At 73.4% G+C, this 17,854-nt stretch carries 22 protein-coding genes; 8 read left to right on the plus strand and 14 right to left on the minus strand.

Annotated elements, in window-relative coordinates:
* Positions 1 to 11 precede the first annotated feature (11 nt).
* Both pruA and AB0M30_RS21350 read left to right on the plus strand, forming a co-directional pair.
* Positions 12 to 1,640 carry an L-glutamate gamma-semialdehyde dehydrogenase gene (gene pruA, locus AB0M30_RS21345; protein WP_364585971.1) on the plus strand — a complete coding sequence of 543 codons (1,629 nt, stop codon included), beginning with the start codon at positions 12 to 14 and terminating at the stop codon, positions 1,638 to 1,640.
* A gap of 13 nt (positions 1,641 to 1,653) precedes the next feature.
* Positions 1,654 to 2,583: a proline dehydrogenase family protein gene (locus AB0M30_RS21350; protein ID WP_364585973.1), complete on the plus strand. Its 930-nt coding sequence runs from the start codon at positions 1,654 to 1,656 to the stop codon at positions 2,581 to 2,583.
* 48 nt (positions 2,584 to 2,631) lie between these two features.
* Here AB0M30_RS21350 and trxA read toward each other — a convergent pair whose 3' ends face one another.
* Positions 2,632 to 3,003, minus strand: coding sequence for a thioredoxin (gene trxA / locus AB0M30_RS21355; RefSeq protein WP_364585975.1), 372 nt, complete (start codon positions 3,001 to 3,003; stop codon positions 2,632 to 2,634).
* Between the two features lie 85 nt (positions 3,004 to 3,088).
* Here trxA and AB0M30_RS21360 point away from each other — a divergent pair, with 85 nt between their 5' ends.
* The 4 genes from AB0M30_RS21360 (at position 3,089) to AB0M30_RS21375 (ending at position 5,481) form a co-directional block, all read left to right on the plus strand.
* Positions 3,089 to 3,331 (plus strand): DUF2630 family protein, encoded by a 243-nt coding sequence (locus tag AB0M30_RS21360; protein ID WP_003068842.1) that lies wholly within the window; start codon positions 3,089 to 3,091, stop codon positions 3,329 to 3,331.
* Positions 3,332 to 3,460: 129 nt separating this feature from the next.
* Entirely contained in the window at positions 3,461 to 3,871 is a 411-nt protein-coding gene (locus AB0M30_RS21365) for a YciI family protein (protein ID WP_360180667.1), read from the plus strand.
* A gap of 11 nt (positions 3,872 to 3,882) precedes the next feature.
* Positions 3,883 to 4,338 (plus strand): VOC family protein, encoded by a 456-nt coding sequence (locus tag AB0M30_RS21370; protein WP_364585977.1) that lies wholly within the window; start codon positions 3,883 to 3,885, stop codon positions 4,336 to 4,338.
* A 3-nt stretch (positions 4,339 to 4,341) separates the two neighbouring features.
* Positions 4,342 to 5,481: a DUF6596 domain-containing protein gene (locus AB0M30_RS21375; RefSeq protein ID WP_364585979.1), complete on the plus strand. Its 1,140-nt coding sequence runs from the start codon at positions 4,342 to 4,344 to the stop codon at positions 5,479 to 5,481.
* Between the two features lie 101 nt (positions 5,482 to 5,582).
* Here the strand turns inward: AB0M30_RS21375 and AB0M30_RS21380 are convergent, their stop codons facing one another.
* The 10 genes from AB0M30_RS21380 to AB0M30_RS21425 all read right to left on the minus strand — a co-directional run bounded on the left by AB0M30_RS21380 (position 5,583) and on the right by AB0M30_RS21425 (position 12,429).
* Complete coding sequence (locus tag AB0M30_RS21380; protein ID WP_364585981.1) at positions 5,583 to 7,130, minus strand: alpha/beta hydrolase; 1,548 nt, start codon at positions 7,128 to 7,130, stop codon at positions 5,583 to 5,585.
* Positions 7,131 to 7,201: 71 nt separating this feature from the next.
* On the minus strand, positions 7,202 to 8,281 hold the full coding sequence (locus tag AB0M30_RS21385; protein WP_364585983.1) for an ATP-dependent DNA ligase: 1,080 nt from the start codon (positions 8,279 to 8,281) through the stop codon (positions 7,202 to 7,204).
* 206 nt (positions 8,282 to 8,487) lie between these two features.
* Positions 8,488 to 9,087: an alkaline shock response membrane anchor protein AmaP gene (locus AB0M30_RS21390; protein WP_364585985.1), complete on the minus strand. Its 600-nt coding sequence runs from the start codon at positions 9,085 to 9,087 to the stop codon at positions 8,488 to 8,490.
* Positions 9,084 to 9,620 (minus strand): DUF6286 domain-containing protein, encoded by a 537-nt coding sequence (locus AB0M30_RS21395; RefSeq protein WP_364585987.1) that lies wholly within the window; start codon positions 9,618 to 9,620, stop codon positions 9,084 to 9,086. Before AB0M30_RS21395 ends, AB0M30_RS21390 begins: the two co-directional genes overlap by 4 nt.
* Positions 9,621 to 9,622: 2 nt before the next feature.
* Positions 9,623 to 9,973 carry an Asp23/Gls24 family envelope stress response protein gene (locus tag AB0M30_RS21400; RefSeq protein WP_364585989.1) on the minus strand — a complete coding sequence of 117 codons (351 nt, stop codon included), beginning with the start codon at positions 9,971 to 9,973 and terminating at the stop codon, positions 9,623 to 9,625.
* A complete protein-coding gene (locus tag AB0M30_RS21405) occupies positions 9,970 to 10,146 on the minus strand; it encodes a hypothetical protein (protein ID WP_013224542.1) in 177 nt (58 codons plus the stop codon). Before AB0M30_RS21405 ends, AB0M30_RS21400 begins: the two co-directional genes overlap by 4 nt.
* A 53-nt stretch (positions 10,147 to 10,199) precedes the next feature.
* Positions 10,200 to 10,637, minus strand: a complete 438-nt coding sequence (locus tag AB0M30_RS21410; protein WP_364585991.1) for an Asp23/Gls24 family envelope stress response protein — start codon at positions 10,635 to 10,637, stop codon at positions 10,200 to 10,202.
* Positions 10,638 to 10,724: 87 nt separating this feature from the next.
* Entirely contained in the window at positions 10,725 to 11,138 is a 414-nt protein-coding gene (locus AB0M30_RS21415) for a hypothetical protein (RefSeq protein ID WP_364585993.1), read from the minus strand.
* Positions 11,138 to 11,692 (minus strand): sigma-70 family RNA polymerase sigma factor, encoded by a 555-nt coding sequence (locus tag AB0M30_RS21420; protein ID WP_360180685.1) that lies wholly within the window; start codon positions 11,690 to 11,692, stop codon positions 11,138 to 11,140. The genes AB0M30_RS21415 and AB0M30_RS21420 overlap by 1 nt, the downstream gene beginning before the upstream one ends.
* Positions 11,689 to 12,429 (minus strand): pyrimidine reductase family protein, encoded by a 741-nt coding sequence (locus AB0M30_RS21425; protein ID WP_364585995.1) that lies wholly within the window; start codon positions 12,427 to 12,429, stop codon positions 11,689 to 11,691. The genes AB0M30_RS21420 and AB0M30_RS21425 overlap by 4 nt, the downstream gene beginning before the upstream one ends.
* Before the next feature lie 89 nt (positions 12,430 to 12,518).
* Here AB0M30_RS21425 and zapE point away from each other — a divergent pair, with 89 nt between their 5' ends.
* Positions 12,519 to 13,538, plus strand: coding sequence for a cell division protein ZapE (zapE, locus tag AB0M30_RS21430; RefSeq protein ID WP_103339451.1), 1,020 nt, complete (start codon positions 12,519 to 12,521; stop codon positions 13,536 to 13,538).
* On the opposite strand, the gene AB0M30_RS21435 is transcribed toward zapE, so the two are convergent.
* Positions 13,492 to 14,043, minus strand: coding sequence for a phosphatase PAP2 family protein (locus AB0M30_RS21435; protein ID WP_364586025.1), 552 nt, complete (start codon positions 14,041 to 14,043; stop codon positions 13,492 to 13,494). The genes zapE and AB0M30_RS21435 overlap by 47 nt on opposite strands.
* Before the next feature lie 78 nt (positions 14,044 to 14,121).
* Between AB0M30_RS21435 and AB0M30_RS21440 the strand changes: the two genes are divergently transcribed.
* The gene (locus AB0M30_RS21440; protein ID WP_364585997.1) at positions 14,122 to 15,006 is read left to right on the plus strand and encodes an FAD-dependent oxidoreductase; all 885 of its coding nucleotides are present in this window, start codon (positions 14,122 to 14,124) and stop codon (positions 15,004 to 15,006) included.
* On the opposite strand, the gene AB0M30_RS21445 is transcribed toward AB0M30_RS21440, so the two are convergent.
* Both AB0M30_RS21445 and AB0M30_RS21450 read right to left on the minus strand, forming a co-directional pair.
* Positions 14,993 to 16,291 carry a hypothetical protein gene (locus tag AB0M30_RS21445; protein WP_364585999.1) on the minus strand — a complete coding sequence of 433 codons (1,299 nt, stop codon included), beginning with the start codon at positions 16,289 to 16,291 and terminating at the stop codon, positions 14,993 to 14,995. The two genes, AB0M30_RS21440 and AB0M30_RS21445, sit on opposite strands and share 14 nt — an antisense overlap.
* Before the next feature lie 82 nt (positions 16,292 to 16,373).
* Positions 16,374 to 17,732, minus strand: coding sequence for a DUF2252 domain-containing protein (locus tag AB0M30_RS21450; RefSeq protein ID WP_364586001.1), 1,359 nt, complete (start codon positions 17,730 to 17,732; stop codon positions 16,374 to 16,376).
* Positions 17,733 to 17,854: the final 122 nt, after the last annotated feature.

The following is a 17,854-nucleotide window of genomic DNA, read 5'->3' on the forward strand; positions in this document are numbered from 1 at the left end:
GAGGAGCCGCCGTGGACGCCGTGACCCAGACCCCCGCCCCGACGAACGAGCCGGTGCTGACCTACGCACCGGGCAGCGCCGAGCGCGCCGAGCTCGAGGGTGCGCTGAAGCGGCTGGGCCAGGCGGAACCGGTCGACCTGACGGTCACCGTCGGCGGCGAGCAGCGCCCCGGCGGCGGCGAGCAGATCGACGTCGTCCAGCCGCACAACCACAAGCACGTGCTGGGCACCATCCACAGCGCGACGCAGCAGGACACCACCGACGCCATCGCGGCCGCCGCGAAGGCCGCCCCGGAATGGCGCGCGCTGTCCTACGACGACCGTGCCGCGATCCTGCTGCGCGCCGCCGACCTGCTCACCGGCAAGTGGCGCGCCACGCTGAACGCCGCCACCATGCTCGGCCAGTCGAAGACCGCGACCCAGGCCGAGATCGACGCCGCCTGCGAGCTCGCCGACTTCTGGCGCTTCAACGTCGAGTTCGGCCGCCGCATCCTCGCCGAGCAGCCGATCAGCTCGCCGGGCGTGTGGAACCGGATGGAGCACCGGCCCCTCGAGGGCTTCGTCTACGCGATCACGCCGTTCAACTTCACCGCGATCGCCGGCAACCTGCCCACCGCGCCCGCCCTGATGGGCAACACCGTGCTGTGGAAGCCGTCGCCGACGCAGTCGTTCGCCGCGCACCTGACCATGCGGCTGCTGGAAGAGGCGGGCATGCCGCCGGGCGTGATCAACCTGCTGCCGGGCGACGGCAAGGCCGTCTCCGAGGTCGCGCTGACCCACCGCGACCTGGCCGGCATCCACTTCACCGGCTCGACCGCGACCTTCCAGCACCTGTGGGGCACGGGCGGCGCGAACATCGCGGGCTACCGCTCGTACCCGCGGCTGGTCGGCGAGACCGGCGGCAAGGACTTCGTGCTCGCGCACCCGTCGGCCGACGTCGACGTCCTGCGCACCGCGCTGGTCCGCGGCGCTTTCGAGTACCAGGGCCAGAAGTGCTCCGCCGCTTCGCGCGCGTACATCCCGCGCAGCGTCTGGAACGCCCTGAAGGACGGCCTGGTCGCGGAGACGGAGGCGCTGTCCTACGGCGACGTCACCGACCTGTCGCACTTCGGCGGCGCGGTCATCGACCGGCGCGCGTTCGCCAAGCACTCGGACCTCTTCGACCGCGTGCGCGACGATGCTTCGGTCGAGGTCCTCACCGGCGGTACCGCCGACGACAGCGTCGGGTACTTCGTCAAGCCGACGATCCTCGTCTCGGACAACCCGAAGCACGAGATCTTCTCGACCGAGTACTTCGGCCCGATCCTCTCGGTGCACGTCTACGAGGACGGCGGCTTCGACGACGTCCTGAAGCTGATCGACTCCTCCGCCGCGTACGCGCTGACCGGCGCGGTGATCGCCGCCGACCGCACCGCCGTCGCGAAGGCGTCCGAGGCGCTGAAGTTCTCCGCGGGCAACTTCTACGTCAACGACAAGCCGACCGGCGCCGTCGTCGGCCAGCAGCCGTTCGGCGGGGCGCGGGCCTCGGGCACCAACGACAAGGCCGGCTCGATCTTCAACCTGCTCCGCTGGACGAGCCCCCGCTCGATCAAGGAGACCTTCGTGCCGCCGACCAGCGTGCGCTACCCGCACCAGGGCTGAGAGGGAGACCGTCATGCTGCGTGCCCCGTTGCTCGCCGCCGCCCGGTCGAAGGGCATCCGGCGGCTCGTCGAGGCCGTGCCCGCCACGCGCTCCGTGGTGCGCCGGTTCGTGGCTGGGTCCGAGACCGCCGACGCCGTCCGCGTGGCCGGGGAACTGGCCGCGGACGGCCGCCGGATCACCCTCGACCACCTGGGCGAGGACACCACCGACGCCGCGCAGGCGGCGGCGACCGTGGCGGCCTACGAAGCCGTCCTGACCGCGCTGGCCGCGAAAGGCCTGGCCGAGGGGGCGGACGTCTCGGTGAAGCTGTCGGCGGTCGGGCAGTTCCTGCCGTCGGACGGCGAGGACGTCGCCCTGGAGAACGCGCGGAAGATCTGCGCGGCGGCCGAGGCGGTCGGGGCCACCGTGACGCTCGACATGGAGGACCACACCACCACGGACTCGACGCTCGGCATCCTGCGCGAGCTGCGCGGCGAGTACCCGTGGGTGGGCGCGGTCCTGCAGGCCTACCTGCGCCGCACCGAGCAGGACTGCCGGGAGCTGGCCGGCCCCGGCTCGCGCGTGCGGCTGTGCAAGGGCGCGTACGCCGAGCCGGAGTCGGTGGCGTTCCCGGAGAAGTCCGAAGTGGACAAGTCCTACGTCCGCTGCCTGCGTGTCCTGATGGCGGGCGAGGGCTACCCGATGGTGGCTTCGCACGACCCGCGGATGATCGAGATCGCCGCCGCGCTGGCCGAGGAGCACGGCCGCACGGACGACGACCACGAGTTCCAGATGCTCTACGGCGTCCGGCCGGAGGAGCAGGCGCGGATCGCGGCTTCGGGGACGCGCATGCGCGTCTACGTGCCCTACGGCGACGAGTGGTACGGCTACTTCATGCGGCGGCTGGCCGAGCGCCCGGCGAACCTGGCGTTCTTCCTGCGCGGGCTCGCCACCCGGTCCTGAACACGACGAAGGCCGCCCCGCGGGGCGGCCTTCGTCGTGTGGTGGTGGTCAGGCCTGTTCGGCCTCGGCTTCGGCGGCCTTGCGCTTGACCTCGTCCATGTCGACCTCGCGAGCCTGCTTGATGAGGTCTTCGAGGGCGGGCGCGGGGAGCGCGCCCGGCTGGGCGTAGATCAGCGTCTTGTCCCGGATGATGGCCAGCGTCGGGATCGAGCGGACGTCGAAAGCGGCCGCGAGCTGCTGCTGCGCTTCGGTGTCGACGCTCGCGAAGACGATGTCCTCGTGCTCCTCGGAGGCCTTTTCGTAGACCGGCGCGAACTGGCGGCACGGCCCGCACCAGCTCGCCCAGAAGTCGATCAGGACGAACTCGTTGTCGGTTACCGTCTGGTCGAAGTTCTCAGCGGTCAGCTCAACGGTGCTCATGCCCTGGTCAACGATCCGGGCGCGGCGGGAATTCCCGGGGCCGGGGTAGCGTCTGATCGCGAGTACCCGCGAAGAGGAGGAACAGATGGCCGACGGCGAAATCCTGGGCCGGATCGACGAGCTGATCGCGGAGGAGCACGAGCTCCGGTCGCGCTCGGTCGGCGTGGGGCTGAGCGGCGGCGACAAGGACCGCCTCACCGCGGTCGAGCAGCAGCTCGACCAGTGCTGGGACCTGCTGCGGCAGCGGCGCGCGAAGACGGAGTTCCACGAGAACCCGGACGACGCCGCGGCCCGCCCGGTCTCCGAGGTGGAGTCCTACCGCCAGTAGGCCCGTGCGGCCGCCCTTCGCGGGCGGCCGCAAAAAATCTTCTCCGGCGATGTCGAAACGCCGGAACCGGCTCCGTCCCCGGGGTGGAAGCGGCCAGAATGGGTCGCCACACACCGAGGGAGCACCACGATGGCCAAGTACCTGCTGCTGAAGCACTACCGCGGCGCGCCGGCCCCGGCGAACTGCGACACGTCCATCGACCAGTGGACGCCGGAGGAGATCGCGGCGCACATCCAGTACATGCAGGACTTCGGGGACAAGCTCGTGGCCACCGGCGAATTCGTCGAGCACCAGGCGCTCGCTCCGGAGGGCACGTTCGTCCGCTACGACGGCGAGGGGCGGCCGCCGGTCACCGACGGGCCGTTCCCGGAGACCAAGGACCTCATCGCCGGCTGGACGGTGATCGACGTCGACAGCTACGAACGCGCCCTCGAACTGGCCGCGGAGCTGTCGGCCGCGCCCGGCCCGAAGGGGGAGCCGATCCACGAGTGGCTCGAGCTGCGCCCGTTCCTGGCCGCGCCGCCGACCATCACGGAATGACGGGGAGCACCATGGTTCTGCCACGGCTGGAGCACGTCGGCATCGTCGTCGGGGACCTCGAGGCGGCGAAGGCGTTCTTCGCCGAGCTCGGGCTCGAGGTCGAGGGGGAGGGGGACGGGGAGGGGGTTATGACAGTCTCGGGCCGGGCGGTCGACCGGATCGTCGGGCTGGCCGGCGTCCGGTCGGAGATGGTGATGATGCGGACGCCGGACGGCCACGGGAAGCTGGAGCTGATCCGGTACCGGACGCCGTCGGGCCCCGCGGGGGACCCGGAGGCGCCGGCGAACGCGCCCGGTCTGCGGCACATCCTGTTCGAGGTGGCGGACATCGAGGGGGTCCTGGAGCGGCTGCGGCCGCACGGCGCCGAGCTCGTCGGCGAGGTGGTGCGGTACGAGGACAGCTTTAAGCTCTGCTACCTCCGCGGGCCCGAGGGGATCATCGTCGAGCTGGCCGAGCGGATCGGCTGAGCCGTGGACGAAGCCCTGCTCCGGAGCCTCACGCCGGGTGTCCTGGGTGTCCTCGTCCGCCGCGGAGCCGAGTTCGCGGCGGCCGAGGACGCCGTCCAGGAGGCGCTCGTCGAGGCGCTGCGCGTCTGGCCGGCCGAGGCGCCACGGGATCCGAAGGGCTGGCTGGTCACCGTGGCGTGGCGCAAGTTCCTCGACGCGACCCGGGCGGACGCCGCCCGCCGCAAGCGCGAGGACGTCGTCGACACCGAGGTGGCGCCCGGGCCCGCGGCGGCCGTGGACGACACGCTCCAGCTGTACTTCCTGTGCGCGCACCCGTCGCTGACGCCGTCGTCGGCGGTCGCGCTCACGCTGCGGGCCGTCGGGGGGCTGACGACGCGGCAGATCGCGCAGGCGTACCTGGTGCCCGAGGCGACCATGGCGCAGCGCATCAGCCGCGCCAAGCGGACCGTCTCGGGGGTGCGGTTCGACCAGCCCGGCGACGTCGCCACCGTGCTGCGCGTCCTGTACCTGGTCTTCAACGAGGGGTACTCCGGGGACGTCGACCTCGCCGCCGAAGCGATCCGGCTGACCCGGCAGCTCGCGGCGTCCATCGACCACCCGGAGGTGGCGGGGCTGCTCGCGCTCATGCTGCTGCACCACGCCCGGCGCGCCTCCCGGACGACCGACGGCGGCGCCCTGGTCCCGCTGGCCGAGCAGGACCGGTCCCGGTGGGACACCGCGCTGATCACCGAAGGGGTGGCCGTCCTGCAGCGGGCGCTGTCCCGCGACCGGCTGGGCGAGTTCCAGGCCCAGGCGGCCATCGCGGCCCTGCACGCCGACGCGCAGGACGCCGCGGAGACCGACTGGGTGCAGATCGTCGAGTGGTACGACGAGCTCGTCCGGCTGACCGGCAGCCCGGTCGTGCGGCTCAACCGCGCGGTCGCCGTCGGCGAGGCGGACGGACCGCGGGCCGGCCTGGCGGCGCTCGCGGAAGTGGAGGAGACGGTCCCGCGCTACACCGCGGTGTCGGCCTACCTCCACGAGCGCGACGGCGACCTGGAGACGGCGGCGAGGCTCTACGCCGAGGCGGCGGCCAAGGCCGCCAGCCTCCCCGAAGTCGACCACCTGACCCGCCAGGCCGCCCGCCTCAACACCGCCCGCTGACCCGCGTGATTGAAGGGTCGACACGGCGGTGACCCCGTGTCGACCCTTCAATCACGGGTGATGACCTTCTGATCACGCATGCTGACCCGTCAATCACGGGGTCAGGCGGGGCAGAGGGTGCCGTCGGCCGGGATTTTTCCGTCGATCAGGAAGGCGCGGGCCGCGTCGGTGACGCAGGGGGAGACGCCGAGGGCGCCGTGGCCCGCGCCCTGCCAGGTGATCGTCACCGCGGAGGGCATCTGGTCGGCCGCGCGGGTGCTGCCGACCTGAGGCGTGATCGGGTCCGTCGCGGTGGCCGCGACCAGGATCGGCGGGGCGCCGGGCGCGCCCGGCGGCGGCAGCGGCTCGGTGCGCACCGGCCACGGGCCGCACCAGGCCAGCTGCTGGGCGATGACCGCGCCGAACTGCGGGTACTTGCCGCGCATCCCGGCCACGACCTGGTCGAGCTGGTCGGCCGAGAGCCGGGTCTGGCTGTCGTTGCAGCGCGTCGCGATCGTGGCGTCGATCCGGGACGGCTGGGCGCGCGAGTCGTGCAGCACCGGCGCGGCGAACGCCGAGAGGGGCCCGATGTCCCCGGAGCGCGCCGCGGTGATCGCGTCGGCCAGCTCCGGCCACCGCGCGCGCTGCGAAAGTCCCGTGTAGACGGCGTACATCGCGACACCCGGGCCGAACGCGACGTCGTCGTCGATCGACGCCGGGGCGCGCCGCAGCTGGTCGGTGAGCGCGGCCAGCGCCGCCTTCGGGTCGCCGAGGGCGCAGTGCCGCGCCGCGCAGTCCGTCGCGAAAGCGTCCCATGTGGACTGCGCGCCGGCGGCGACCGCGTCGAGGACCGCGGCCGTGTCGGCGCCCGGGTCCGGCACGCCGTCGAGGACCACGCGCCCGACCTGGCCGGGGAAGCGCACCGCGTACTCGGCCAGCACCTTCGAGCCGTCGCCGTGGCCGAGCGCGTCGAGCCGCTCCATGCCGAGTTGCTTGCGCAGCTCGTCGAGGTCGCCCGCGCCGCGCCAGCTGTCCAGCGCGGTCTGGGTGTCGTCCAGCTCGATGGCGCACTGCTGGCCGGCCTTGCGGGCCGCGTCCAGCACGTCGCCCAGGCCGCCCTGGGCCGGGTCGACGTCGACGAGGTCGTGCCGGATGTCGGCGGGGACGCACTGGGCGGCGCCGGAGAGCCCGGTGCCGCGCCGGTCCAGGCCGATCAGCGAGAACTTCTCCAGGAACGCGGGCGGCAGCGTCGCGGCCAGCCGCGCGGCGTACACGGTGCCCGGGTCGCCGTCGACGTCGTTGACCACGACCAGCGGCACCGGCCCGCTGCCGACCTTCAGCGCCAGCAGCCGCACCAGCGAGCGCCGCGGCTCGCCGGGGGCGTCGAGCGGTGCGGTGACGCGGGCGCAGGTGAAGTGCAGGCCGTCCGGGACGCCGGGGGTGCCGATGCGCTGGCGGGTGTCGTCGTCGCAGTCGGCCCACTTCAGCGCCGGCGACCGCGGTTCGCCCAGCGGCGGCAGGGGGACCCCGGGTGCCCGGGGCGGCGTGCCGCCGGTCGTCTTCCCGTCGTTCTCGACCAGCGCCGGGCGCACCGACGGCCCCGCGGCGCAGCCCGCGGCGGCGGTCAGGGCGAGCAGCGCGGCCAGGAGACGGGTACGGCGGCGGCGCACGGGCGGTGTCCTCACGTCGAACGTCGATCAAGGGGCAGGCCGAGCTTCGCACGGCAGGTGTGGGACGCGGGTTAGCGGGTCCGGACCACCTGGCCGCGGAAGACGGCGTCGAGGTCGTAGCGGGCCGGCTCCTCGAGCTGGCTGTAGTCGCACGACGCGGGTTCGCGGTCGGGCCGCCAGCGCTTGAACCGCGCGTTGTGCCGGAACCGCGACGGCATGCCGCCTTCGGTGTTCTCGTAGGCGGCCTCGACGACGCGCTCGGGCCGCAACGGCACCCATTCGTGCTCGGTGGCGCGCCAGCGGGTGATGCCGCCCGGGATGCGCTGGGCTTCGCCGGTGGCCCGGCCGCCCCAGGGGTGGTCCTCGCCGTCGGTGATCAGGGGCGCCAGTTCCTCGGCGAGCTCGCGGCGGCGGTCCTTGGGGAACGAGCCGATGGTGCCGACGTGGTGCAGCACGCCCTTTTCGTCGTGCAGGCCGAGCAGGAAGGAGCCGACGAGCTCACCCGGGGCGCCGTCGACGTGCCAGCGCAGCCCGGCGAGGACGCAGTCGGCGGTGCGCACGTGCTTGTACTTGAGCATGACGCGCTTGCCGGGGGTGTAGGGCTCGTCGAGGGGCTTGCCGATGACGCCGTCGAGGCCGGCGCCCTCGAACAGCTCGAACCAGTGGCGTGCGGTGCCGGGATCGGTGGTCGCCGGGGTGAGCGGGAACCGGTCGCCGGCCAGTTCGACGAGGCGTTCGCGGCGGACGGACGTCGGTTCGTCGAGCAGCAGCTCGTCCTCCAGGGCGAGGAGGTCGAAGGCGACGAACTCGGCGGGCTGTTCGGCGGACAGCAGCGTGATCCGGCTTTCGGCGGGGTGGATGCGTTCGGTGAGGGCGTCGAAGTTCAGCCGCCCGTCTCGCGCGACGACGAGCTCACCGTCGAGCACGACCCGCGGTGGCAGGGTGTCCAGCAGCCGCGCGACGGCCTCCGGGAAGTACCGGTTGAGCGGCTTTTCCGCGCGCGATTGCAGGTACAGCTCGTCGCCGTCGCGGAAGACGATGCAGCGGAAGCCGTCCCACTTCGGTTCGAACAGCAGGCCCCCGGAGTCGGGGATGGCCTTGGCGGGCTTGGCGAGCATCGGCTTCAGCGGCGGCTTCAGCGGTAGGGGCATGCCCCGCATTCTGCGCACAACCCCGGCTCAGCGCACGCGTTTGGCCGGCCCCGTGTCGAGTTCCGGGCGGATGGTGGTGTGCGCGGTGGGGCGGCTGCGGCGCGGGGCGCGTGCTGGAGGCGCCGACACGCGTGATCAGGAGGTCGACTCGCGTGATTGCGGGGTCGACTCGCGTGATTGGCGGGTCGACACGGCCGCGGGCCGGCTCAGCGCACGCGTTTGGCCGGGCCCGTGTCGAGTTCCATGCGGACCGCGGCGGGCAGCGACGCCAGGCCGAGCGATTCGCGGGCGCGGGTCAGCACGCGCGTGTCGAGGTCCGACCACACCCGCTTGAGGTCCGTGCCTTCGCGCAGCCACAGGGTGATCCGCAACGCCGGCGAAGTGCGCGAGCCGACCGCGCGGACGCGGGCCCGGCCGACGCCGTCGAGCTGCTCCGCGTCGGCCTGGACCGCGCCGGCGATCGCGGCCGCGGTGACCACCAGTTCCGCGCCTTCGGTGCGGTCGAGGTCGAGGTCGGGCCGCGGTTCCGGGCGCAGGGAACGCAGCGCCCACCGCAGCCCGAGCACGAACAGCAGCACGCCGAGCACGATCGCGGCGACGCGCGCCGGGGTCGCGTGGCCGCCGAGCCAGGTCACGGCGATCGGGTCCAGGAGCGGGCGGCGGCCGCGGAACTCGCCGAGCCCGCCGAGTCCGACCACCAGGGCCAGTGCCCCGCCCAGGAAGGCGAGCAACCCGACGAGGACCGTCAGCGTGCGTTCGCCGGTGTACGACCGGGAGAGTGCCTTCGCGGCGATCGTCTTGCTCATCGGCGGTCCTTCGGCGAGTCGACGACGACCGACACCTTCGGCCGCCGCACCAGCGGGAGCTCGTCCAGCAGCGCCGACACCGTGGCGAGCAGGCGCGGCCGCAGCTCGCCTTCGGTCTCGAGGGTGCTCTTCGCGCGGACGCGGATGCGGCGGGCGCTCGCGGTGACCGACGCGCCCGCGACGTTGTCCTGCGCGCGCACGGTCAACCCGACCAGCCGGGCCAGCGACCGCGGTGACGTCGAGACGCTCACGTCCCCGGCCGGGTCGGTCAGCCGGACGGCGCGGTTGCCGGCGGCGAGCGCGCACACCACCAGGACCAGGCCCGCGGCGGCCAGCACGCCGGCCCCGATGCGCACCGCGTAGGCGTCCCAGCCCAGCGACGCCAGCCCGGCCTGCCAGCGCGGCCACGGGACCAGCAGCGGCGCCGAGCCCGGGCGCCACCAGTGCCAGCCGACTTCGAGGGCCAGCAGGGCGCCGGCCGCGGCGAAGGCCAGGCCGAGCAGGGTGGCGAGGATGCGGACGAACGGGCGCACGGCTACCGCACCCTCGGTGCGACGTCCGGCAGCAGCGCGGACACCGTCACGGCCAGTGTCCGCACGCGGTAGCCGGTGAGCAGCTCGACCTCTTCGGTGACCTTCTCGCGCACGTCGCCGACGACCGCGCGGACCGCCGCGGGGTAGTGCAGGGCCAGGTCGAGCGCGAGGTCGACGTCGTTGTCGTGGCCGCCGACCTTCGCCTTCGGCCCGGTCTTGCCGTTCCGGGTGGTGCCCGGCACCTGGCCGGCCGCGTGCTGGGCGACCTTGCGGACCACGGCGTGCCCGATGGTGAGGGTGCCGCGCTCGGCCGGTTCGGCGAGCTCACGCGGCACGTCCAGGGCGGGGCTCACTTGTCGCGGCCCTTGCCGAACAGCTCGCCGAGGTCGAGTTCGCCGTCGAGGACCCGGCCGGCGACGAGGCCGATGATCCCGACGGCCAGCGTCACCAGGAACGCGGTGAAACCCTGGGTCGCGGCGAGGCCGAGGATCAGCCCGGCCAGGAGCCCGGTCTGCGTTGCGTTCACATGTCCTCCTTGGACTGGACGGAAAGTCGTGGGCGAACCCGTGTCGCGGCGGGTCATTCCACGCGGGTGGACTCGGGTTCTTCCTCGCCCGGCAGGAAGATGTCGTTGACCGCGATGTTCACCTCGATCACCTCGAGGCCGGTGATCTGCTCGACCGCGGTGATCACGTTGCGCCGCACCGCGCGGGCGACGTCGGTGATGCGCGCGCCGTACTCGACGACGACGTCCAGGTCGATCGCGGTCTGCTTTTCGCCGACCTCCACCGACACGCCGGTCGTGGTGACCGTGCCGGAGCCGGGGATGCGCTCGCGCAGCGCGCCGATCGCGCGGGACACCCCGCCGCCGCCCAGCGTGTGCACGCCGGCGACTTCGCGGGTGGCCAGGCCGGCGATCTTCTGCACGACCAGCGACGAGATCGTGGTGCGGCCGGCGGCGCCCTCTTCGTTGAGCGGCGTCACCGTGCCGGGGCTTTCGGTCCGTTCCGGGTGCATGCTTGTGGGCTCCTCTCGGCGGGTTCTCGCCCATACGATGCCCGGCGGCGCGAAACCCTCACGCAAGGTCCCCCGATCGGGGTAATCTCACCCCGGATGGACGTCCACGACGTGCACGTTCACCACCGAGGCGACCCCCAGCTGCCGGGCCAGCCCGGCGGTGATCTCCCGCCGGAGCGCTTCGGCGGCGGCGTCGGCGATGACGCCGAACCGGACCGAAACCAGCACCTGCACGACGTCGTCCTCGACGGCGACGGCCGAGATCCGCACGCCGAACGGGGCCCGGTCCGCGGCGATCGTCCGGGCCAGCCGGTCGACGACGCCCTCGGCGACGCGCAGCCGGCCGCGCTCGCCGGGTACCTCCACCGCCGTCCGGCGGCCGCGCGCGACGGCCCGCAGCACGCGTTCGACCAGGCCGGGCGGGGTGGGCACCCGGCGCCGGGCCGCGGCGCGCACGGCGTCCCAGCGGGGGTCGGACTCGGGATCCTCGCGCTCGGCCATCACCGCTCCCTCAACTCGGCGAGCAGCGCCACCCTGGCCCGGTGCAGCCGGGAACGCAAGGCGCCGACGTTCACGTCGAGCACGTCGGCGACCTCTTCGTAGCTCAAGCCCTCCAGTTCGCGCAGCACGAGCGGGACGCGCTGGGACACCTCCAGCCGGCCGACCGCCCGCAGCACCGCGTCCACCTCTTCGGCGCGCACGACGCGGCCTTCGGGGCCGGGCACCGCGGCGGCCAGCAGCGCGCTGTCCACAGTGGACTGCGGATCGGGGGCGTCGAGCGAGACCGTCGGACGGCGGCGGCGCAGCACGGCGAGCGCGCTGTTGGTGACGACGCGGTAGAGCCACGTCGACACCGCCGACTCCTGCCGGAACCCGGCCAGGGACCGCCACGCGGCCAGCCACGCCTCCTGCACGACGTCCTCGGCCTCGGCCGCGCTGCCGGTGATCCGCAGCGCGACCCGGTACATCCGGGGCGTGTGTTCCCGCACCAGCGCGCCGAACGCGGTGTGGTCGCCGCCCGCGGCCCGGGCGAGGAGCTCGGTGTCGTCGCTCACCCGGCGTCCCGGCGGTAGCGCAGGAGCGTGAAGCCGTCCTCGACCAGGATCGAGGCCAGGGCGAGCCGGCGCGGCACGGCGGGCGTGGCCCCCGCGGCGATCCGGCCCGCGGTCCCGGCCACCAGCAGCGGCGCGACGGTCAGGCACAGCTGGTCGACGAGATCGGCGGCGACGAGCCGGGCGAAGAGACCGGGCCCGCCTTCGCAGTCGACCCGGCGCAGGCCGCGGGCGGCCAGCAGGTCGAGGGCCAGCGCGAGGTCGACGTCACCGGCGCCGGCCCGCAGGACTTCGGCCCCGGCGGCTTCGAGGGCGCGCGTGTCGGCGGTGTCCGTGGTCACCACGATCGGGGGAACGGCGGTTTCGGTGAACAGCCGGGAAGCCGGGTCGAGGTCCGCGGTGCGCGTCACGACGGCGATCGGCGGGACGCCGGCGAAGCCCAGACGTCTCCTGCGCTCCAGGCGTTTCGCGCCCGCGACGACCCCGCGGTAGTTCTCGGCGCGGGCGGTCCCGGCGCCGACCAGGATGACGTCGGCGAGGTCGCGGCCGAGCAGGAAGACCTTGCGGTCGGCAGCGTGCGAAAGTCCCGCCGAGGTGGTGTCGATCTCGACGGCGCCGTCCGCGGACGCGACGAAGTTGACCTGCACCCAGGGTCTCGACAGGCCGGCCGGGTAGGCGTAGATCTCCTCGAGGTCCGTCGCCGTCAGTTCGCCCGTCGCCAGGGGCCACACACTCCGCACGTGATCATCCCAGCACGGACGTGAAACAGGTCTCTACCGGGGGATATGCCCGCTCATCGGTACCCGGGGCGCGGATAGGCTCTGCGACCATGCCCGCGCACCTGACCGGCCGCCGTCCCGAGCTGTCCGCCGACGAGCTGATCGGCGCGCTCGTGCCGCCGCCGCGCTTCGGCGCCGTGCGGTTCGACACCTACCTGCCCAACCCGGACGAGCCCAGCCAGGCCGCCGCGGTCGAGGCGTGCTCGGCGTTCGCGGCGAAGGTGGGGGCGCGGCGGGAGAAGAAGCGGTTCAGGCTCTTCGGCGGATCGCCGGAGCCGGCCGGGCCGATGGGGCTCTACCTCGACGGCGGGTTCGGCGTCGGCAAGACCCACCTGCTCGCCTCGACGTGGCACGCCGTGCCGTCGCCCAAGGCGTACGGCACGTTCGTCGAGCTGACCCACCTCGTCGGCGCGCTGGGCTTCGCCGAGGCCGTGCGGCGGTTGTCGGAGCACCGGATCCTGGCCATCGACGAGTTCGAGCTGGACGACCCGGGCGACACCACGCTGGTCACCCGCCTGCTGCAGGAGCTGATGGACGCCGGGGTGTTCATCGCGGCGACGTCGAACACCCTGCCGGAGAAGCTGGGCGAGGGCCGGTTCGCCGCCGAAGACTTCCTGCGCGAGATCCAGACGCTGTCGGCCCGCTTCGGCGTGGTGCGCGTCGACGGCCCGGACTACCGGCACCGCGGGCTGCCGGACGCGCCGCCGCCCGTCTCGCCGGCGGAGCTGGAGGCGTCGGCCGCCGCGCACGAGGGGTCCACTGTGGACGACTTCGACGCGCTGTGCGCGCACCTGGCGGAGCTGCACCCGTCGCGCTACGGCCGGCTGCTCGACGACGTCACCCGCGTGCACCTGCGCGGCATCCACCCGGCGCCGGACCAGAACGTGGCGCTGCGGCTGGTCGCCTTCGCCGACCGGCTCTACGACCGGGCCATCCCGCTGGTCGTGTCGGGCGAGCCGCTGCGGTCGCTGTTCACCGAGGAGATGGTGAACGGCGGCTACCGCAAGAAGTACCTGCGCGCGGTCAGCCGGTTGACGGCGCTGGCGCGGGACGCGGTGCCGGCCAGCTGAACAGCACCACCGCGACGGCGAAGAGCGTGCCGCCGACGACGTCGGTGAGGTAGTGGTAGCCCATCCCGACGAGCCCCGCCGCGGCGGCGAGCAGCGCCACCGCGGCCAGCACGGCCACGACGACCCGGCGGGTGACCAGGACGAGCACCGTCAGCACCGCCACCAGGCTCACCGTGTGGCCGCTCGGGTAGACCAGGGTGTCGTTCTTCCACCGGTCGTACAGCGGTTTCAGCAGCCAGGTGTTCAGCAGGATGGCCAGCACCGGCACGGCGAGCGCGAGCGCGGCTTCCAGCCGCCGTCCGGCGCGCAGGCACAGGAAGACCGCGAGCAGGCCCAGCGCGAGCACGACGTACGGCTCGGTCGGGAGGACCAGCGCCCGCAGCACGCCGGGGCTCAGGTGCGCGACGGCCCGGGCGGCGGCGTCGTCGACCGCGCCGGGGCTCGTCCCGCCGGCGAACGGCAGGCCCAGCAACAGCGCGAGCAGGCCGCAGACGGCGGCCGGCACCCGGATCGTCCTCACCCGCGCGAGGGTAGCCGGGCCCCCGCGACCCGCCGGGAGCCGCGGGTGCGTCACGATGCGGGGATGCGGGTGACAGTCGCCGGGGCCGGGATCGTCGGGCTGAGCAGTGCGTACCGGCTGGCGGAGGCGGGCCACGACGTCACGGTCGTGGCGGCGGCCCCGCCGGCGGGGTCGACGTCGGCCGTCGCGGGCGGGGTGGTGTACCCGCCGGGTCGTGGTCCGGACGAGCGGATCGTGCGGTGGACCGCGGCGAGCCTCGCGGTGTTCCGCGGGCAGGACGCACCGGGCGTGCGGTTCCGCCGCGGCCGGGTCCTGCTGCCGGCGGGCGCGCCGGACCCGCAGTGGCTCCCGGCGGTGGAGGCCGCGGTCCGCGACGGCGACCGCGTCGAGTTCACGACGGCGGTGGTCGACACACCGGTGTACCTGGACTGGCTGCTCGCCGGGGTGGAGGCGCTGGGCGTGCGGGTCGAGTACCGGTCCCTGACGTCCCTTTCCGGCCTCGGCGCGGACGTCGTGGTCAACGCGGCCGGTCTCGGCGCGGGCGCGCTGGCGAGCGACCGGTCGATGGTCCCGGTCGGCGGCCAGGTCGTGCACGTGACCGACCCGGGCCTGCCGGAGTTCGTGGTCGACGGGACGGGCCCGGGCATCACGTACGTGATCCCGCACGGAAGCCACGTGGTGTGCGGCGGAACGGAGGAGCCGGGCCGCGCCGACACCGACCCGAACCCGGCCGTGACGGCGGACATCCTGCGCCGCGCCCGCGAGCTGGAACCGCGGTTGGCCGGCGCGGAGGTGCTGCGGTCGCGGGTGGGGTTGCGCCCGTCCCGGCGCGAGGTGCGGCTGGAGCGGGAGGGTGACGTGGTGCACTGCTATGGGCACGGGGGAGCGGGGATCACCCTGGCCTGGGGGTGCGCGGCGGACGTCGCCGAACTGGTCACAGCCGGATGAGCTCCGTGATGCCGCGCTGTTTCAGGTGGTTCGCGTCGGAAGCGCGGCTCTGCAGCACGAACGCCACCCGCTTCCCCTCGGCCGCCAGCTTGAAGAACCGGTCGTTGCCCCACGTCGGGAAGAGGTCCGGGAGCACGATCGCCGCCGTGCGCGGGGACGGCTGCGGTGGCGTCCGGTCGAACTCGGCCACCAGGTTCTTCAGCGCCTGACCGGCGGGCTTCAGCTGGCGGTCGTTCGTATACAGCCCGAGGTCGTACTCCAGCGGGTTCAGGTTCGGGACCAGCGCCGGGTTCACGTCGTGGGAGCACCACCACGTGAAGCCCAGGGTGTGGGCGCAGGAAGCCGCGTTGCGGATCGACCGGGACAGCCACTCGCCGTACTGGGGGCGGGTCGCCTCGCTGAAGTGGATCGACGGTGCCGCGCCGTCCTCCTGGATCCAGACGCGGCGTGCCGGGTCCGTCGCGTACGCCTGGGCCACCTGGATCAGCCGCTCCGCGTTGTGCGTGGCGACCGCGCCGAGGGGGTCCGTCCGGAGCGTGCCGGAGAACGACGTCCACGGGTGGATCGCCACCACGGAGCCTGCGTCCGCGAGCCCGGGGCGGGTGAAGTACGTGCCGTTGTCCCACGGTGCCCGGTCGCAGCCGACCGTGTGCGCCTTGCCGGGGGCTGCTTCTTCGGCGGTGGCACACAACGTGCGCGCCCACGTGTCGGCCTGGGCCTGGGTGACGAACAAGCCGGCGAAATCGTCCCAGTAGTAGTACGGCTCGTTCGACAGGTCGAAGCCGAGGAAGCGCGGGTGCCGCCCGATCCGCTCGGCGAGGGCCCGCAACAGCGTCCGCTGCGCGTCGAGGGCCGCCGGGTCGGTGAACCAGTTGACCGGCTTCGGCTTCGTCTGCAGCCAGTTCGGCGTCCAGTAGCGGGCCGAGATGTGGCCGTTGAACACGGTGACCTCGACGTCCAGCCCGGCCGCGTCCGCGAGGTCGAGGAACCGGTGCAGCCGGTCGAGCTTTTCGCCGCTGATTAACGCCGGTTCCGGCTGGAAGGCCGACCACAGCAGCATGATCCGGATGTGGTCGAGCCCGAGCGCGGCGATGTCGTCGAGGTCGCGGCGCAGGTCGGCCTCGCGCCAGTCCTCCCACATGTGGAACCAGCGCGTCGACGGCGTGTAGTTGACGCCCAGCCGGAACGTCCGCCGCGGGGGAGCCGCCAGCGCGGGTGCCGTCGTGGCCGCCAGGGCCGTCGCGACCGCTCCCGTGAGCACCGACCGCCGCTTGAGATCCGCCACGCCGCCTCCTCGCCGTCACCTGATCGCGCACATGTAGCACAGCGGGGAAGTCGATCTCCAGTGTTGACCCGCACCCTGTCCGTCAGTTGCGGGAGAAGGCGGCGTGATCGGCCTCCGTCTGGTCGGCGTACCGCACGGCATACGCACCCATCGCCTCGTCGAGCTCCGAGTCGTCGGCGAAGTAGCCGGACAGCAGCTTCGGGTGCAGCGATCGCGTGTGGGCGCGGGCGAGCAGCGCCCCGGCCAGCCGGCCGTAGTCGTCGAGGTGGTCCTTCTCCAGTTCCGCCGGGTCAATGTCGCCCTTGAGGTTGCGGAACTGGCGGACGATGAACGGGACGCCGTCGATCGTGGTCCAGCCGAGCAGGATGTCCGTTTCCGCCTGCACCAGCCGGGCGCCGTCGACGATGCGCTGCCCTTCGTGGGTGGCCTCCGGCAGGTCCAGGTACGGCGCCAGTGCCGGCCGCTGCGCCTGTTTCACCTGCAGCACCAGGTCTTCGTCGTCGTTGCCGTGCAGCAGGGCGACGTAACTGCGCAAGCCCACGCTGCCCGTGCCGACCACCCGGAAGGCGACGTCGGCGAGCCGGTAGCGCGCGATGAGCGTGCGCCGCGATTCGCGCAGGGTGTCCACATAGGACACCAGGCCGGCCGCGACGGCCTCGGCCGTCCGCTCGCCGACGTGCGTGAGCACCGGCGGGTCCGCGACGAACCGGTGGCGGGCCAGGCCGGTCTCGTGGTCGTCGACGTGCTCGGTCCACCGCGCCGCGACCTTCGCGTGATCGTTCTTGCGGGCCTTCTCGGCCGCGTCGGCGAAGTCGTCGATCAGCTCGTCGGCCCGGGCCTTCGACAGCACCGACGAGTCCGGCAGCGCGTTCCAGCTTCGCAAGAACGGCAGCTCGGCCAGCGCGCGGATCGTCCGGCGGTAGGACTTCACGGCGTCTTCGGCGGCCTCGCGGCAGCCCGATTCGCGGATGCCGCCTTCGCGGCCGGCGAGCACGAGGCTGGCCGCGAGCCGCTTGAGGTCCCACTCCCAGGGGCCCGGCACCGTCTCGTCGAAGTCGTTGATGTCCATCACGATCTTGCCCTCGGGCGTGCCGTAGAGGCCGAAGTTCGCGGCGTGCGCGTCGCCGCAGAGCTGCGCGCTGACGCCGGAAGACGGCGTACCGGCGAGGTCGGCGCCCATCAGCCCGGCCGCGCCGCGGAAGAAGGTGAACGGCGAGGCGAGCATCCGCTCCCGCCGCAGTTCGATCAGCTCCGGCAGCCGCCCGGCGTTGGTGGCCTCGAAGTACGCTTGCGGCGTCGGCCGGTCCTTTGCCGCGGCTTCGTGGTCGTGCACCGCGGCCGGGGTCTTCTCCCGGAGCCGCTTCCCCTGTTCGTACAGCTCGGCCGGCGTCACGCTCTCGGTGCCGACCAGCGGCCGTTCCACCCAGTCCCCTGATCCCATACCGGGCACAACGTCCGAAGGGGACATTGTGCTCCCGGACGCCGCCGGGGTGGGGGCGACGCTGGTGAACCGCACCGGCATCCGGACCCGCACCGCCATCGTCATCGTCGTGCTCGCCGCGA

It is taken from the genome of Amycolatopsis sp. NPDC051716 (assembly GCF_040681595.1).
GTDB lineage: Bacteria > Actinomycetota > Actinomycetes > Mycobacteriales > Pseudonocardiaceae > Amycolatopsis.

Coding starts and splice junctions, on each gene's coding strand:
- AB0M30_RS21350 (WP_364585973.1), top strand. CDS start 1,654: ATGCTGCGTGCCCCGTTGCTCGCCGCCGCCCGGTCGAAGGGCATCCGG.
- trxA (WP_364585975.1), bottom strand. CDS start 3,003: ATGAGCACCGTTGAGCTGACCGCTGAGAACTTCGACCAGACGGTAACC.
- AB0M30_RS21360 (WP_003068842.1), top strand. CDS start 3,089: ATGGCCGACGGCGAAATCCTGGGCCGGATCGACGAGCTGATCGCGGAG.
- AB0M30_RS21365 (WP_360180667.1), top strand. CDS start 3,461: ATGGCCAAGTACCTGCTGCTGAAGCACTACCGCGGCGCGCCGGCCCCG.
- AB0M30_RS21370 (WP_364585977.1), top strand. CDS start 3,883: ATGGTTCTGCCACGGCTGGAGCACGTCGGCATCGTCGTCGGGGACCTC.
- AB0M30_RS21385 (WP_364585983.1), bottom strand. CDS start 8,281: ATGCCCCTACCGCTGAAGCCGCCGCTGAAGCCGATGCTCGCCAAGCCC.
- AB0M30_RS21390 (WP_364585985.1), bottom strand. CDS start 9,087: ATGAGCAAGACGATCGCCGCGAAGGCACTCTCCCGGTCGTACACCGGC.
- AB0M30_RS21410 (WP_364585991.1), bottom strand. CDS start 10,637: ATGCACCCGGAACGGACCGAAAGCCCCGGCACGGTGACGCCGCTCAAC.
- AB0M30_RS21415 (WP_364585993.1), bottom strand. CDS start 11,138: ATGGCCGAGCGCGAGGATCCCGAGTCCGACCCCCGCTGGGACGCCGTG.
- zapE (WP_103339451.1), top strand. CDS start 12,519: ATGCCCGCGCACCTGACCGGCCGCCGTCCCGAGCTGTCCGCCGACGAG.
- AB0M30_RS21440 (WP_364585997.1), top strand. CDS start 14,122: ATGCGGGTGACAGTCGCCGGGGCCGGGATCGTCGGGCTGAGCAGTGCG.
- AB0M30_RS21450 (WP_364586001.1), bottom strand. CDS start 17,732: ATGGGATCAGGGGACTGGGTGGAACGGCCGCTGGTCGGCACCGAGAGC.